Raw genomic sequence first — 15,703 nt, forward strand, 5'->3', positions numbered from 1 at the left:
CCGCAGGCACGCAAGGAAAGCCAGACCGTGGCGGCGATGAATGCTCTGGAGGAAAGGCTTCGTGGTTGAGAAATGGCTAGTTCCTCCGCCGGGGCCCCGGGCCGTTGTGGTTACGTGACCTGTTTCCGCGTACGCGTGACCTTCTTCTGCGTACGCGGAATCCCTCTTCGCGTATCCGTGTCCTTCTTCTGCCTACGCGTGACCTACTTGAGCGCGCCCGCCGTCAGACCGGAGACGACCTGGCGCTGGAAGATGATGTACGCCGCCAGCACCGGGAGCATCGCGATCACCAGGCCGGCGAAGAGGCCGGAGTAGTCGCCCTTGTACCCCTGGCTGGAGGCCAGCTCCACCAGCCCCTGGGCGAGCACCCGCTTCTCCGGGTCGGTGTTCAGCACCGTCGGCAGCATGTACTGGTTCCACTGCCCCAGGAAGTTGAAGATGCCGACGCTGATCAGTCCGGGCTTGGCCATCGGCAGCATGACCTGGAAGAACGTGCGGGTGTGCGAGGCCCCGTCGATGATCGACGCCTCCGCCACCGAGGTCGGCAGCGTACGGAAGAACGAGGTCAGGAAGAACACGGTGAACGGCAGCGAGTACGCGATGTACACCAGGATCAGGCCGTGGATCGTGTTCAGCAGCCCCATGTTGTCCATGACGTAGAACAGCGGGACCAGCGCCAGCATGATCGGGAAGCTCATGCCGCCGACGAACAAGAAGTAAATGAAGCGGTTGCCCGGGAACTCGAAGCGCGCGAGCACATAGGCGGCCATCGAGCCGAGGACCAGGGTGCCGACGAGCGACCCGCCCACCACCAGGATGGTGTTCAGGAAGTACTCGCTCATGTGGGCCTGGCTCCAGGCCCGGCCCCAGCTGTCGAAGTTCAGCGAACTCGGCAGCGACCAGGGGGCGTTGAAGATGTCCGAGTCGGTCTTGAACGAGGACATCACCGCCCAGAACAGCGGCAGGACGACCATGATCGCCCACAGGATGAGCACCCCGTGCGAGAAGACGTTGAGGACCTGGCCCTCGCTGCTCTTCGCGGGGGCCGACGAGCCCGTGGAGGCCGTACCGGTGCGCTGGGCGGGCACCTTGGACGCGCCGGTGCCGGAGGAGGGACCGGAGGCGCCGGAGGGAGGGGTGTCAGTGGTCTTCATCAGAACTCCAGCCGCTCGCGCCGGCCCACCCGCATGACGATGGCGGCGAACGCCAGCGTCACGAGGAGCAGGGCGACACCGATCGTGGTCGCGTAGGCCGCCTGTCCGTCACGGAACGCCGACTGGTAGACGTACAGCGGCAGGACGGTGGTCGAGTAGTCGGGCCCGCCGGGACCGACGCTCATGATGTGCACGATGGCGAAGCCCTCGGCGCCGAGCGCCAGGATGCCCATGTAGACCCAGCCGGACTGGACCGTGTCCCACAGCAGGGGCAGGGTGATCCGGAAGAAGGTCGTGAAGCGGCTCGCCCCGTCCAGCAGGGCGGCTTCGTAGAAGTCCTTGGGGATGGAGGCCATGCCCGCGGAGAACAGCACCACGAAGAAGCCGGTCGTGCACCAGACGAGGACCGCCATGATGACCCACAGGGCCAGGTTCGGATCGCCCAGCCAGTCCGGTACGTCGTCGAAGCCCACGGCCTTCAGCGAGCCGTTGATCATGCCCTGGGCCGGGTCGAAGGCGAACTGGAACAGGATGGCCACGATCGCGATCGAGAGCACCTGCGGGAAGAAGTAGGCGATCTTGTAGAAGCCCGAGCCCCGTACGCCGGTGACGGCGGCGCCCTTGCGGCGCCGGCCGCCCACGTTGAGCATGAAGGCGAAGAAGAGCGCGAGGCCCAGCGTCACCAGCGGCAGCAGAACGGCCAGCAGCACACTGTGCTGCAGCGATTTCCAGAAGATGTCGTCGTCGAGCATCTTGGTGTAGTTGTCGAACCCGACCATCTTGAAGTCCGGGCTCAGCCCCGTCCAGTCCGTGAACGAGTAGTAGATGGACTGGATGAAGGGCCAGATGACGAAGATGACGTACAACGCCATCGGGACCACCAAGAAACCGATTATGAACCGGTATTTACCGTGTTGCATCGTACCGACTCCGACCTTCCCCGAGCTGCCGCCGCTGGTGACGCGTGATCACTGGTGCCTGAAGTGCTTGATGGACTGGTCCTTGGCGGTCGCGTCGGCGAAGGCCTGGATCTTCTTGATGGTCTCGGCCGGGGTGGCGCGGCCGGCCATCATCTCGCCCAGTGCGGCGACACCGATCTGCTCCTTCTGGAGCTTCACGTACCAGTCCTGCATGCGCGGGTTGACCACGTTGGTACCGGCCTTCTCCAGCGCGGCGACACCGGACTTGAGGCCGTCGGAGAGCTCGATGCCGTCGGTGCCGCCGTTGAAGGCGGAGAGCGACTTGGTGCTGGTGGTGAAGGACTTGGAGGAGGCCTCGCTGAGCATGATGCGCAGCTGCTCCATGCCCCCCTCCGGGTTCTTCGCCTTGCTCGGCACGATGAAGGGCTCACCGCCGGAGGCCCAGATGGTGCCGAAGGGCAGCTTGTCCGAGGAGTCGAGGGAGGAGGGGGCGCCCACGGACAGCTTGAAGTCCTTGGGGATGATCGCCTCTTCCTCGTTCTCGACCCAGGAACCGTTCGGGATGAACAGCGCCTTGCCACGGGCCCAGGCGCCCTGCGAACCGCGGTGGTCCAGGCCCGGGGTGCCCTTGAGGATGTAGCCCTTGGCGAAGAGCTCGTAGTACGCCTCGAAGGCCGCCTTGACCGCGGGGTGCTCCCAGGCCTTCGGCTCCAGGTTGTCGATGGCGTCGAGGACCTCGACGCCGCCGATCTTGCCGATGAACGGGTAGAGCGAGAAGGGGATGTAGTACGGGTGCTTGCCCGGGTAGGTCCAGCCGGCGATGCCCTGCTTCTTCGCCTTCGCGCAGAGCGCGAGCATGTCGTCCCAGGTCTCGGGGTACGTGGCGTCGAGCTTGTCGAGCGCGGTCTGCGAGTACCAGACGCCGTAGACCGTGTACGCGTAGTACATGATCCAGACCGGGTCGCCGTCGAACTGGCCCATCTCGATGATGCCCGGCCGCAGGGTGTCGCGGACCTTCTTGGCGGGGTCGTCGATGGAGGGGGCGTCCAGCAGCGGGGTGAGGTCGGTGAGCTGCTTCTTGCCGACCAGGACGCCCATGTCCATCTGCTGGGCGCCGGAGTTGTCGATCAGGTCCGGCGGGGTGCCACCGTTGAAGCGGGGCTGGAGGACCGACTGGATCTTCTGCGTCGCCGAGAACTTGATCTGCGCCTCGGGGTAGGTCTTCTTGTAGACGTCCCGGGCGTCCTCGGCGTACTTGGTGCCGAACCCGCCGTCGAAGATGACGATCTCCAGCGGGGCGCTGCCGTTGACGGCCAGCGGGTTCTTCTCGGTCTTCTCGCCCTTTTCGACCTTGTCGTCGCTGCCGCTGTCGCCGCTCGCGCAGGCGGACAGGAAGCTCATCGTCGGAACAGCGATCAGGCCGAGTGCGGCAGAACGCTTGATCAGATCGCGACGGCCAAGGCCCTCATTGTTGTGAGCGGAGGTGGATCCCATGCTCAAGTCCTCGCCTTCTCCAGGACTCAGGCGGTGTACCGGTCACCCGTCGAAAATTCGCCTCAGGCGAAGGGCCCCGCCACCGCGGTCAGTTGCGCTCGGGTCATGCAGATATGCAGGTGTACCGGAGAAAAGAACCGGCGGAGTGGGGGTGGTCGGAGAACCGTACCGCCAGGGCGTCCAAGACTCCCTCGCGACCGTCCCCTGTTCCCCCGTGTGCGCATCCGTCGGAAACGGCTGTGCGGATGGCGACAGGTATAGTCCACTTGTCGCCAACTGAGCAAGATCGAATGCACGTTGGGACGACAGTCTTTCCCGAGTTGAGACCTCGCGGACTCCTCGGCACCCCACGCCCTCGCCCAGGGGCAGCTTTTTCCCCTTACTGCCGATTCGCGTCCCGCACCTTGGGGCAACACCCTTGACACGTCCTGTCACTTGGCTCCCTACTGGACCTTGCATCCCGCTATGACAACGTTGTCCAAGCACGCTCCGGGGAGGAATGGCTCGGTATGCAGCCACCACGTGGTCTCCACCATGGCGCTGGGAAGGTCTTCAGCAGCGCCGCCCGTACGGGACGGAGCCGTACGGCCGCCGTCCTGGCGGCATCACTCGCCCTGGCCCTCGCGGCCCCCACGGCGGCCGTCGCCGGCCCGTCCGCGGCCCCGCTGAAGCCGTCCGGCGAACGGACGTTCCACACCTCGTTCGAAGCGGACGAGAAGCAGCCGGACTGGCGCAACACGGTAGAAGAGGGACCCGACGGCACGAAGCGCTCATCGGGTGTCGACGGCGGATTCTCCGCCGGAATCCCGGGCAACGTCACCGACAAGGTGACCGACGTCCGCGCCAGCGCCGAGAACACGGCGGGCGGCGAAGTCAAGGAGAACCTGGTCGACGTCGAGCCGGCCTCCAAGTGGCTGGTGTTCGCGAAGACCGGCTGGGTCGAGTTCGACCTGGACGAGCCGGTGAAGGTGGTGACGTACGCGCTCACCTCCGCCAACGACCACGCCCCGCGCGACCCGAAGGACTGGACGCTCCAGGGCTCGGCGGACGGCGAGGAGTGGACCGACCTCGACACCCGCAGCGGCGAGACGTTCGCCGAGCGGCACCAGACGAAGTCGTACGATTTCGCCTCCGACACCGCCTACCGGCACTTCCGGCTGGAGATCACGGCGAACGGCGGCGCGAGCGACGCGCTCCAGCTCGCCGACGTTCAGTTCTCGAACGGTGACACCTCCGCGCCCGTCCCCGACGAGATGCGCAGCCAACCCGACCGCGGCCCCTCCGGCTCGCCCACCGCCAAGGCGGGCGCGGGATTCACCGGAAAGAAGGCACTGCGTTACGCGGGTACGCACCAGCCGGAGGGCCGTGCGTACGCGTACAACAAGATTTTCGACGTGAACACGGCCGTCACCAAGGACACCGAGCTCTCCTACCTCGTCTATCCGCAGATGGGCGAGACGGACCTCGACTACCCCGCGACCCACATCGCGGTGGACCTCGCCTTCACCGACGGCACGTACCTGAGCGAGCTGAAGGCCACCGACAGCCACGGCGGGCTGCTGACCCCGCAGGGCCAGGCGGACGCCAAGCGCCTCTACGTCAACCAGTGGAACAAGGTCGCCTCCCGCATCGGCACGGTGGCGGCGGGCAAGACCGTCGACCGGATCCTGGTGGCGTACGACTCCCCCAAGGGCCCGGCGAAGTTCCAGGGCTGGATCGACGACATCGCTATCGCCCCGAAGGCGGCCGAGAAGCGCAAGGCCCATCTGTCGGACTACGCGCTGACCACGCGCGGCACCAACTCCAGCGGGGGCTTCTCGCGCGGCAACAACATTCCGGCCACCGCCGTCCCGCACGGCTTCAACTTCTGGACGCCGGTCACCAACGCCGGTTCGCTGAGCTGGCTGTACGACTACCACCGGGGCAACAACGAGGACAACCTCCCCACGCTCCAGGCCTTCGGCGCCAGCCATGAGCCGAGCCCCTGGATGGGCGACCGGCAGACCTTCCAGGTGATGCCCTCGGCCACGGCCGGCACCCCGGACGCCACCCGCACGGCCCGCGCCCTGCCCTTCCGGCACGAGAACGAGATCGCGAAGCCGCACTACTACGGCGTCACCTTCGAGAACGGCCTCAAGGCCGAGATGGCGCCGGCCGACCACGCGGCCCGGATGCGGTTCACCTACCCCGGCGAGGACGCGAGCCTGATCTTCGACAACGTGTCGAACGCCGGCGGCCTCACCCTGGACCCGAAGACCCGCTCCTTCTCCGGCTACACGGACGTCAGGAGCGGCCTGTCCACCGGGGCGACCCGCATGTTCGTGTACGGCGTCTTCGACGCGCCGGTCACCGACAGCGGCAGGCTCCAGGGCGGAGGCGGCGACGATGTGACGGGCTTCTTCCGCTTCGACGCGGGCAAGGACCGCACGGTCAACCTGCGGCTGGCCACCTCGCTGATCGGCGTCGACCAGGCGAGGAAGAACCTCGCCATGGAGATCCCCGAGTCCACCTCCTTCGAGAAGGTGCGGCGCACGGCGCAGCGGGCCTGGGACGACATCCTGGCCACGATCGAGGTCGAGGGCGCGAACGCGGACCAGCTGACCACCCTCTACTCCAGCCTCTACCGCCTCTACCTCTACCCGAACTCCGGCCACGAGAAGGTCGACGGCAGGGACAGGTACGCCAGCCCCTTCTCCGAGCCGGCGGGCGAGGACACCCCGACGCGGACCGGGGCGAAAATCGTCGACGGCAAGGTGTACGTCAACAACGGCTTCTGGGACACCTACCGCACGACGTGGCCCGCCTACTCCTTCTTCTCCCCGAAGAAGGCCGGTGAACTGGTGGACGGCTTCGTCCAGCACTACAAGGACGGCGGCTGGACCTCCCGCTGGTCCTCCCCCGGCTACGCGGACCTGATGACCGGCACCAGTTCGGACGTGGCCTTCGCCGACGCGTACGTCAAGGGCGTGAAGTTCGACGCGGAGGCGGCGTACGACGCGGCGGTCAAGAACGCCACCGTGGCCCCGCCGTCCCCGGGCGTCGGCCGCAAGGGCATGGAGACCTCCGTCTTCACCGGTTACACGAACACCGCCACGCACGAGGGCCTGTCCTGGTCGCTGGAGGGCTACCTGAACGACTACGGCATCGCGCGGATGGGCGAGGAGCTGTACAAGAAGACGAAGAAGGCGCGGTACAAGGAGGAGTCGGCCTACTTCCTGAACCGGGCGCAGAAGTACGTCAAGCTCTTCGACGAGAAGGCGGGCTTCTTCCAGGGCCGGAAGCCGAACGGCGACTGGCGCCTGCCCTCCGGCAGTTACGACCCCCGCGTCTGGGGCTACGACTACACCGAGACCAACGGCTGGGGCTACGCCTTCACCGCCCCGCAGGACAGCCGGGGCCTGGCCAACCTGTACGGCGGCCGCGCGGGGCTCGGCAAGAAGCTGGACACGTACTTCTCGACGCCGGAGACGGCGGGCCCGGAGTTCGTCGGCAGCTACGGCGGGGTCATCCACGAGATGACCGAGGCGCGTGACGTACGGATGGGCCAGTACGGGCACAGCAACCAGGTCGCCCACCACGCCACGTACATGTACAACGCGGCCTCGCAGCCCTACAAGACGCAGGAGAAGGTCCGCGAGGTCCTGGGCCGCCTGTACGTCGGCAGCGAGATCGGGCAGGGCATCCACGGCGACGAGGACAACGGCGAGCAGTCGGCCTGGTACCTCTTCTCCGCGCTCGGCTTCTACCCGCTGGTGATGGGCAGCGGGGAGTACGCGATCGGCTCGCCGCTCTTCAAGAAGGCCACCGTCCGCATGGACAACGGCCGCAAGCTGACCGTCAAGGCCCCGAAGAACAGCGCGAAGAACATCTACGTGCAGGGCGTGAAGGTCAACGGCAAGAAGTGGACCTCCACCGCGCTCCCCCACGACGTGCTGGCCAAGGGCGGCACGCTGGAGTTCGACATGGGCCCGAAGCCGTCCGCCTGGGGCACGGGCAAGGACGCGGCCCCGGTCTCCATCCAGCAGGACGACAAGGCCCCGGCGCCCCGGGGCGATGTGCTCAAGGGCGACGGCCCGCTCTTCGACGACACCTCGGCCACCTCGGCGGAGGTCACGTCGGTGGAGCTGCCGGTCACGGGGAGGACGAAGGCCGTGCAGTACACGCTGACGTCGTCGTCCGAGAAGGCGAAGGCGCCGCGCGGCTGGGTGCTCCAGGGCTCCGCCGACGGCAGGAAGTGGAAGGAGCTGGACAGGCGGTCCGGCCAGTCCTTCGCCTGGGACCGGCAGACCCGGGCGTTCACCGTGGCCGATCCGGGCGGGTACCAGCGCTACCGGCTCGTCCTGGACGGTCCGGCGACGCTCGCGGAGGTCGAGCTCCTGAGCTGATCGGTCTCCCCGGCAGGTGCGGGGCGACGCGGGGGCGGGAGTGGCTGGTCCACTCCCGCCCCCCCTGCTTTTCCACGACCCTCTTATGGCTCCTATGGCTCCTACGACTTCCTACGAAGCCGGGGACTTCCGGGCCGAGGTCACCTGGCACGAGTAGACGAGCCGGTCGTCGGTGCTGTACGAGGCGTGCACGGATATGGACCGGTCGCCGCCCGGAGCGACCGTCACCGTCTTGTACTGGGAGCTGACGCTCTTGCTCGCGACCGTGGAGTTGGGGTACCTGCCGACCTTGAACTGCACCGTGAAGCTGTACCGGAAGGCCAGCTCGGTGGACGGGTTCTGGATGTCGACGTCGTAGGTGATCCGTCCGGCGGTGCGCTGGTAACTGCAGTTCTCGCCGATCACCTCGCTGATCGCGTTGGCGTTGTACGTCGGCCGCGGCGTCGGACGACTGCCGCCGCCACCGGAGGTGAACCCTCCGGAGGTGCCGCCGGAGCTGTCGCCGCCGGTGCCGCCGGAGGTGTACCCGCCGGAACCGCTCGAGCCCCCCGACGAGGCGCCGGGAAGGCCGGGCACTCCGCCCGGCCGCAACGAGAGCGACGGGTCGGGCACGTTCGGCGGCGCGGGCACGTCGCCGAGGCCGCCGAAGGCCTTGTCGCTCGGATTGTCGGTGCAGCTGGAGAGCGTGGTGATGGCGGCGAGCGCGAGAGTGGCTGCGCCGAAGGCGCGACGAACACGCATGTGGTGATCCCCCGAAAACAGAATGCGTAGCTGGCTCAGTCGTGCGGCCCGTTCCCTGAAGGGTGAAGGGCCCGGGGCAGGCTACCGGATCCGGCCACCGGAATCGCAGCCACTCACATCCCGGGCTCCACGGTGGCCGGGTCCCCGGTGTTGGTACGTTGGGCCGCCCGCGCACCTACGCGTGGCGAACGTATTCACCCACGGGGGACACCATGAGCCAGCCCTGGCAGCCACACCCACCGCAGCACAACCCGTACGGTCAGCCCGCGCAGCAGCCCGTACCGCCGCAGCAGCAGCCGGGGTACGGCTACCCGGCCCCCTACCCTCCCCAGCAGCCCATGCAGCACGGCTACCCCTCCCCCTACCCGCCGGGCTTCCCGCCCCCCGGCGGCGCGCGGCCGGGCAGGGCCTTCTTCCTCGGGCTGCTCGTCGCGGTGGGCCTCTCGGTGGCCTACACGGGCGTCCTGCTCATCACCCACGAGGACCTGTCACGCGTGGGCCTCCAGGCCGGCTACCTGGTCCTCGCGGCCGCGCTCGCGGTGGGTGTGGGAGCGGTGGTGGGCCGCACCGGCGGCCGTAAGGCCGGGCCGCACGTCTGGGCCGCCATCCTGGCCGCGCTCGCCGCGTACTTCGGCGTCACCAACGGCTATGTGTTCACCCTGCTCGAGGCCGGCGGCACCGACCTGCTCGAGATGATGCTGGAGCACGAGCCGCTGGCCCCGCACAAGTTCTGGTGGAAGCGCCTCAACGGCGGCGTCGCCCTCGTGGGCCTGGCCGTGGCCGCGGGGGGCGCCTTCGCCGTGGCCAACGTGACCAGCAAGAAGCAGCCGCAGCAGTACTGAACGGCCGGCACCCGGCGACGCGCGAGGGCCGCACCCCCGTCCACGACGGGGATGCGGCCCTCGACCACTGCGTGCGCAGGCCTACTTGCGGATCAGGCTGCGGAGCACGTACTGCAGGATGCCGCCGTTGCGGTAGTAGTCCGCCTCGCCGGGGGTGTCGATGCGCACGACGCCGTCGAACTCCACACCGGTGTCGGTGGTGACCTTGACCGTGCGCGGGGTGGTGCCGTTGTTCAGCTCGGTGACGCCGGTGAAGGAGAAGGTCTCCTCGCCGGTGAGGCCGAGGGACTCGGCGTCCTGGCCCTCGGGGAACTGGAGCGGGAGGACGCCCATGCCGATGAGGTTCGAGCGGTGGATGCGCTCGTAGGACTCGGCGATGACGGCCCTGACGCCCAGGAGCGCGGTGCCCTTGGCGGCCCAGTCGCGGGACGAGCCGGAGCCGTACTCCTTGCCCGCGAGGATCACCAGCGGGGTGCCCGCGGCCTGGTAGTTCTGCGAGGCGTCGTAGATGAACGACACCGGGCCGTCGCCCTTGGTGAAGTCGCGGGTGTAGCCGCCCTCGGTGCCCGGCGCGATCTGGTTGCGCAGGCGGATGTTGGCGAACGTGCCGCGGATCATGACCTCGTGGTTGCCTCGGCGCGAGCCGTAGGAGTTGAAGTCACGGCGCTCGATGCCGTGCTCCGTGAGGTACTTGCCGGCCGGGGTGTCGGCCTTGATGGCGCCGGCCGGGGAGATGTGGTCGGTGGTGACCGAGTCGCCGAGCTTGGCCAGGACCCGGGCGCCGGTGATGTCCTCGACCGGGGTCGTCTCCATCGTCATGCCCTCGAAGTACGGGGGCTTGCGCACGTAGGTGGACTCGGAGTCCCACTCGAAGGTGTCGCCGGTCGGGATGGACAGCGCCTGCCACTGGGCGTCGCCCGCGAAGACGTCCTGGTAGGACTTGTTGAACATGTCCTCGCCGATGGCGTTCGCCACGACGTCGTTGACCTCGGCCTCGGTGGGCCAGATGTCCGCGAGGTGGACCGCGTTGCCGTCCTGGTCGACGCCGAGGGCGTCCTTGGTGATGTCGACCTTCATCGAACCGGCGATGGCGTACGCGACGACCAGCGGCGGGGACGCCAGGTAGTTCATCTTGACGTCGGGGTTGATCCGGCCCTCGAAGTTGCGGTTGCCGGAGAGCACCGAGGTGACGGCGAGGTCGTTGTCGTTGACCGCCTTGGAGACCTCCTCCGGCAGCGGGCCGGAGTTGCCGATGCAGGTGGTGCAGCCGTAGCCGACGAGGTTGAAGCCGACCTTGTCGAGGTACGGGGTCAGGCCCGCCTTGTCGAAGTAGTCGGTGACGACCTTGGAGCCCGGGGCGAGGGTGGTCTTGACCCACGGCTTGCGGGTCAGGCCCTTCTCGACCGCCTTCTTCGCCACGAGCGCGGCGGCGACCATGACGTACGGGTTCGAGGTGTTGGTGCAGGAGGTGATCGCGGCGACGGTGACGGCGCCGTGGTCGATCTCGTACGTCGAGCCGTCGGGGGCCGTGACGGTGACCGGCTTGGACGGGGTGCCGTTCGGCGTGTTGGGCGGCGCGTCGGAGGCCGGGAAGGACTCCTTGCTCGTCTCCATGTCGTCCGAGACGTAGTTGCGCACGTCCTGGGTGAACTGCTGGGCGGCGTTGGCCAGGACGATGCGGTCCTGCGGGCGCTTGGGGCCGGCGATGGAGGGGACGACCGTGGAGAGGTCGAGCTCCAGCTTCTCGGAGAAGTCCGGCTCGGCGGCCGGGTCGAGCCACAGGCCCTGCTCCTTGGCGTACGCCTCGACGAGGGCGACCTGCTGCTCGTCACGGCCGGTCAGGCGCAGGTACTTCAGCGTCTCGTCGTCGATCGGGAAGATCGCGGCGGTGGAGCCGAACTCCGGCGACATGTTGCCGATGGTGGCGCGGTTGGCCAGGGAGGTGGCGGCGACGCCCTCACCGTAGAACTCGACGAACTTGCCGACGACGCCGTGCTTGCGGAGCATCTCGGTGATGGTCAGCACGAGGTCGGTGGCGGTGGTGCCGGCCGGGAGCTCGCCGGTCAGCTTGAAGCCGACGACGCGCGGGATGAGCATGGAGACCGGCTGGCCGAGCATCGCGGCCTCGGCCTCGATGCCGCCGACGCCCCAGCCCAGCACGCCGAGGCCGTTGACCATGGTGGTGTGCGAGTCGGTGCCGACGAGGGTGTCGGGGTACGCCTGGCCGTTGCGGACCATGACGGTGCGGGCCAGGTGCTCGATGTTCACCTGGTGGACGATGCCGGTGCCCGGGGGGACGACCTTGAACTCGTCGAAGGCGGTCTGGCCCCAGCGCAGGAACTGGTAGCGCTCCTTGTTGCGGCCGTACTCCAGCTCGACGTTCTGGGCGAACGCCTCGTTGGTGCCGAACTTGTCGGCGATGACGGAGTGGTCGATGACCAGCTCGGCCGGGGCCAGCGGGTTGATCTTCGCCGGGTCGCCGCCCAGCTCCTTCACGGCCTCACGCATGGTGGCGAGGTCCACGACACACGGCACGCCGGTGAAGTCCTGCATGATCACGCGGGCCGGAGTGAACTGGATCTCCTGGCTGGGCTGGGCCTGGGAGTCCCAGCCGCCGATGGCCCGGATGTGGTCGGCGGTGATGTTCGCGCCGTCCTCGGTGCGGAGCAGGTTCTCCAGCAGGACCTTCAGGCTGTACGGGAGGCGCGCGGAGCCCTCTACCTTGTCCAGCTTGAAGATCTCGTACGACTCGTCGCCCACGCGCAGCGTGCTGCGGGCGTCGAAGCTGTTCGCCGACACGACAGTCTCCTTCTTCAATGTGCGCGTTCTACCGCGCCGCGCCTCATTGGCAGCGGGCGCCGCGTTGTGCCGCCTGCGGCCCCGACCATCCGCTAAGGTAAGGCTTAGTTAGGTAACCCTTACCGGGCAGCGGCTGCGGTGCACCTCGGCAGATATCTCGATGTCGAGATAACTCTAGTACATAGCCGCCGCTCGGTCATGCCCAGGTGCGCCTCAAGATCCGGCGTACCGGAACAAACCCGCCGTGCGGGTGCGGAATCACGTACGCGCCGAACGCCGCGGGGCAGGCCCCGCGCGGCGGACACGGGCGCCCGGGGGCCGACAAGGGCCCGGCCCCTCCGCACGGTCGCGCAGGGGCCGGGCCGGGGACCGGATGGGCTACGGCGCGTCGCGGACCGTGCCCTCGACGGGCGGGCCCAGCGGCTCGCCCTCGTCGTCCCTGGGCTGGAGCCGGATGTACTCGGCCGGCTCCTCCACCTGGTCACGGACGGTCGGGACGGTCAGCTCGGCGGAGCGCTCGCCCGCCGGGACCGTCGTCCACAGCACCCCGTACTCGACCTGCGAGAGCGGGATCTCCGGGTCGGGGATCTCCTCCACGAGCCGGTACAGCCACTCCTGGTCCACGTCGGCCGTGGACAGCTCCGGGCGGCCGTCGGTGACGGGCAGCAGCTCGGCCAGGGTCCAGATGTCGACGTCCGCCTCCTCCGAGAGGGAGATGCGCCATGTCAGCGGCGCGCCCTCGGTGACGTCGGCGGCCACCGGCTCGACGCCCACCTTCGGCATCGGGTCGTCGTTCTCGGCGGTGACGCCACCGGCGTCGGCACCGACGACCGTCCCCCGGACGGCCTTGACCACGATGTCGTGGGGCTTGTCCCAGCTGTAGCGCGTGTTGCCCACGACCTTCACCCTGACGTCGATCCCGGCGGTGCCGGGGCCGACCCGGACCAGCCGGCCGGTCGACTCACCGGTGTCCGGGTCGATGACGTACAGCCGTACCGCCCCGGCGTTCTTGCCGGTGGTACGGACGGGCACCTGGTACGTACGAACGCCCGCGTCGCCCTCCTTGACCGTGAGGCGGCCGATGTCGACGCGGGCGAGCGGCGCGGCCTTCACCGCGGGCGTGCCCGGCTTCCACGACCAGGCGTCCATCAGCCACGCCTTGCCCGAGCGGGACGTCGGGGTCAGCTCCAGAGTCGCGATCTTCCCCAGGTCCAGCCCGGCGCGGGTCGCGGCGGTCAGCGGGACGCGGACCTCCTGCGCCCAGTACGAGGTGGTGCGGTCGGTGCCGGGCAGCCCGTCGACACGGACGCCGCCCAGCTCGGCCCGCCTGCCGTCGGCGTCCACGACGCCGACGGCGAAGCGGGTGCCGGTGGTGTTGGGCGGTACGGCGACGCGCAGCGCGAGGCTCGTGGCGCCCTTGACCGAGACCGGCTTCTTCGGGGTGACGCGGGCGGCCGTGCCCGGCTTCCTCCACTCCAGGGCGACCGCGCGGCGGCCGGCCTCGTGCTCGGGGCGCCACTGCGCGAAGTGCGGCGACAAGCCGTCGTCCTTCTCACCCAGGCAGGCCGAGCGGCCGGGGGCGACGGCGTCGCACACCCTGGCGGCGCCGCTGACCTTCAGCGGGCCCTGCGGGTCGTCGGGGAGGAAGCCGGCGCTCCGGTTGCCGCCGACCGCGTGGGTCAGCACCCGGGCGGGGCCGGCGGAGGGGGCGCGGCGGCCGGTGCCGTCGACGAGCTGGCGTACGCGGTCGTCACCGCCGACGAACAGCCGCGCGGCGGCGGCGATGTAGGTGGCGCCCGCCCGGTGCTGCTGGTCGGCGGTGAGCCTGCCCGCGGTACCGGGCGAGCAGAGCGGGTCGGGCGACTCGGGCTCGTGCCAGAAGTCGTCGTCGGCCGGGGCCTGGGCCTGGCCCGGCGTCCACTCGGTGTTGAAGTAGTTGTGGTTGGCGCCGATCATGTAGACCGAGCTGTGCAGGGCCTTGCCCTGGCTGACGCCCCGGGTGCCGTCCGTGAACACCTGGCCCTGGAGGTCGAAGACGTCACCGTCGCAGCCGGGCAGGATCGTGAGCGAGGGGACGTCCGGCACCGGGTTCTGGCCGAAGAGGGTGGGTCCGATGTGGACCGTGCCGCGGATGTTCCAGCGGGCCTTGGACCGGTAGCCGTCCTGGGCGGCCGGTGGCTTGTACAGGCTGTCCATCACCGCGCGGTTGACGCCCTCGCCGCCGCGCGAGTGCCCGACGAGGAGCACCCGGGACAGGTCGGCCTCGGAGCCCTTGCGTACGGCGGCGGGCGCGGAGGCGGGCTTGGCCGACCAGTCGGCCCAGCGGCCGAGGTGATTGCGGATCAGCGAGGAGCGGGCCTGCGCGCCGGCGTCCTCGGCGTCCCAGTCCTGGCCGTTGATGCCGTTGGCCGAGATCGAGACGGTCACGTACCCCTGGGAGGCCAGCAGCTTCTGGTCGCGCAGATAGCCCCGGTGGCTGGGGATCGGCTTGCTGCCCTTGGCGCAGGGCCAGTCGATGGAGATCTCCTCGTCCTGGCCGGGGACGTAGCAGGTGGCGTGGCGGCCGTGCAGGAAGAGGGCGACGGGACGCTTGCCGGGTGCCTTCTTCGGGGCGACGACGACCCCCCGCATCTCGACCGGCGCCAAGAAGCCCGGGAGCTTGACGGAGGGGAGGCTGTACTCGCCGGTGGTGGTGGCGTACGGGCCCGCCCGGCCCGGGTCGACGGTCCCCGCGGGCAGCTGGGGCGGGAGCTTCGGAGCGGGCGGCTGTGCCTTGCGGCTCGCGCCCGGGGCCTCGTCGAGCCGGCGCCCGGCGGCCTCGACCTGGAGGTTCTCCAGGTCGGCGGTGCGGGCCTCGTCGAGGGGAAGCCGGAAGGTCCGGCCGTCGCTCTGCGGTTCGGGGACGCCCACGAGTTCGCCGTTCGCGCGGAACTCCACGCGGGCGTCGCCCATGGGGACCCGCTTGGGCGCGCGCCACTCCAGGTGGTTGCGCCCGTCGTCGTCGGCGATGCGCCAGCCGGGCGGCAGCGCCTCCCCGGCGTCGGGTGTCGCGCGCGTGGCGCGTGGGTCCTGCGGATCGGTGGCGGTGCGTACGTCGGGCGTCGCGGTGGCGCTGGGTATGTCCGGCGGCGCGGGGGCGGCGTACGCCCCCGTAGGCGCCACCCCTGCCACCGTCAGCACCGCTATCGCGGTGGCCCATGCTTTCCGGCCACGTATCAAAGCTCCTCCTCAACTCTCGTCACGCGCACGGCCGTTCCGGCGGTCTGTTCCGGATCGAACGCGCTCTCGGAGATCGAGACGAAGAGGCGAACCCGCGGGTTGCCTCTCCCGGCGGAACGATCGGCGACGGCGGCCGCGCTCCCCCTGCC

Annotated in this window: 8 protein-coding genes; 2 read left to right on the plus strand and 6 right to left on the minus strand. The window is 69.2% G+C overall.

Annotated elements, in window-relative coordinates; translation table 11 throughout:
• Positions 1-203: 203 nt before the first annotated feature.
• Genes AB0917_RS18875 through ngcE form a run of 3 tightly spaced genes read right to left on the minus strand, consistent with a single transcriptional unit; the run spans position 204 to position 3,568 of the window.
• A complete protein-coding gene (locus AB0917_RS18875; protein WP_366820704.1) occupies positions 204-1,154 on the minus strand; it encodes a carbohydrate ABC transporter permease in 951 nt (316 codons plus the stop codon).
• Positions 1,154-2,074, minus strand: coding sequence for a sugar ABC transporter permease (locus AB0917_RS18880; RefSeq protein WP_366820705.1), 921 nt, complete (start codon positions 2,072-2,074; stop codon positions 1,154-1,156). Before AB0917_RS18880 ends, AB0917_RS18875 begins: the two co-directional genes overlap by 1 nt.
• 48 nt (positions 2,075-2,122) lie before the next feature.
• The gene (ngcE, locus tag AB0917_RS18885; protein WP_366820706.1) at positions 2,123-3,568 is read right to left on the minus strand and encodes an N-acetylglucosamine/diacetylchitobiose ABC transporter substrate-binding protein; all 1,446 of its coding nucleotides are present in this window, start codon (positions 3,566-3,568) and stop codon (positions 2,123-2,125) included.
• A 509-nt stretch (positions 3,569-4,077) separates the two neighbouring features.
• Between ngcE and AB0917_RS18890 the strand changes: the two genes are divergently transcribed.
• Positions 4,078-7,953, plus strand: coding sequence for a GH92 family glycosyl hydrolase (locus AB0917_RS18890; RefSeq protein ID WP_366820707.1), 3,876 nt, complete (start codon positions 4,078-4,080; stop codon positions 7,951-7,953).
• Positions 7,954-8,064: 111 nt separating this feature from the next.
• On the opposite strand, the gene AB0917_RS18895 is transcribed toward AB0917_RS18890, so the two are convergent.
• Positions 8,065-8,694: a hypothetical protein gene (locus AB0917_RS18895; RefSeq protein ID WP_366820708.1), complete on the minus strand. Its 630-nt coding sequence runs from the start codon at positions 8,692-8,694 to the stop codon at positions 8,065-8,067.
• A gap of 212 nt (positions 8,695-8,906) precedes the next feature.
• On the opposite strand from AB0917_RS18895, the gene AB0917_RS18900 reads away from it, so the two are divergent.
• The gene (locus AB0917_RS18900; protein ID WP_366820710.1) at positions 8,907-9,536 is read left to right on the plus strand and encodes a hypothetical protein; all 630 of its coding nucleotides are present in this window, start codon (positions 8,907-8,909) and stop codon (positions 9,534-9,536) included.
• 81 nt (positions 9,537-9,617) lie between these two features.
• On the opposite strand, the gene acnA is transcribed toward AB0917_RS18900, so the two are convergent.
• Together acnA and AB0917_RS18910 are read right to left on the minus strand one after the other, a co-directional pair.
• Complete coding sequence (gene acnA / locus AB0917_RS18905) at positions 9,618-12,335, minus strand: aconitate hydratase AcnA (RefSeq protein ID WP_366820711.1); 2,718 nt, start codon at positions 12,333-12,335, stop codon at positions 9,618-9,620.
• Positions 12,336-12,713: 378 nt separating this feature from the next.
• A complete protein-coding gene (locus tag AB0917_RS18910) occupies positions 12,714-15,554 on the minus strand; it encodes a hypothetical protein (protein ID WP_366820713.1) in 2,841 nt (946 codons plus the stop codon).
• Positions 15,555-15,703 lie beyond the last annotated feature (149 nt).

The organism is Streptomyces sp. NPDC007346 (assembly GCF_040703535.1).
GTDB lineage: Bacteria > Actinomycetota > Actinomycetes > Streptomycetales > Streptomycetaceae > Streptomyces.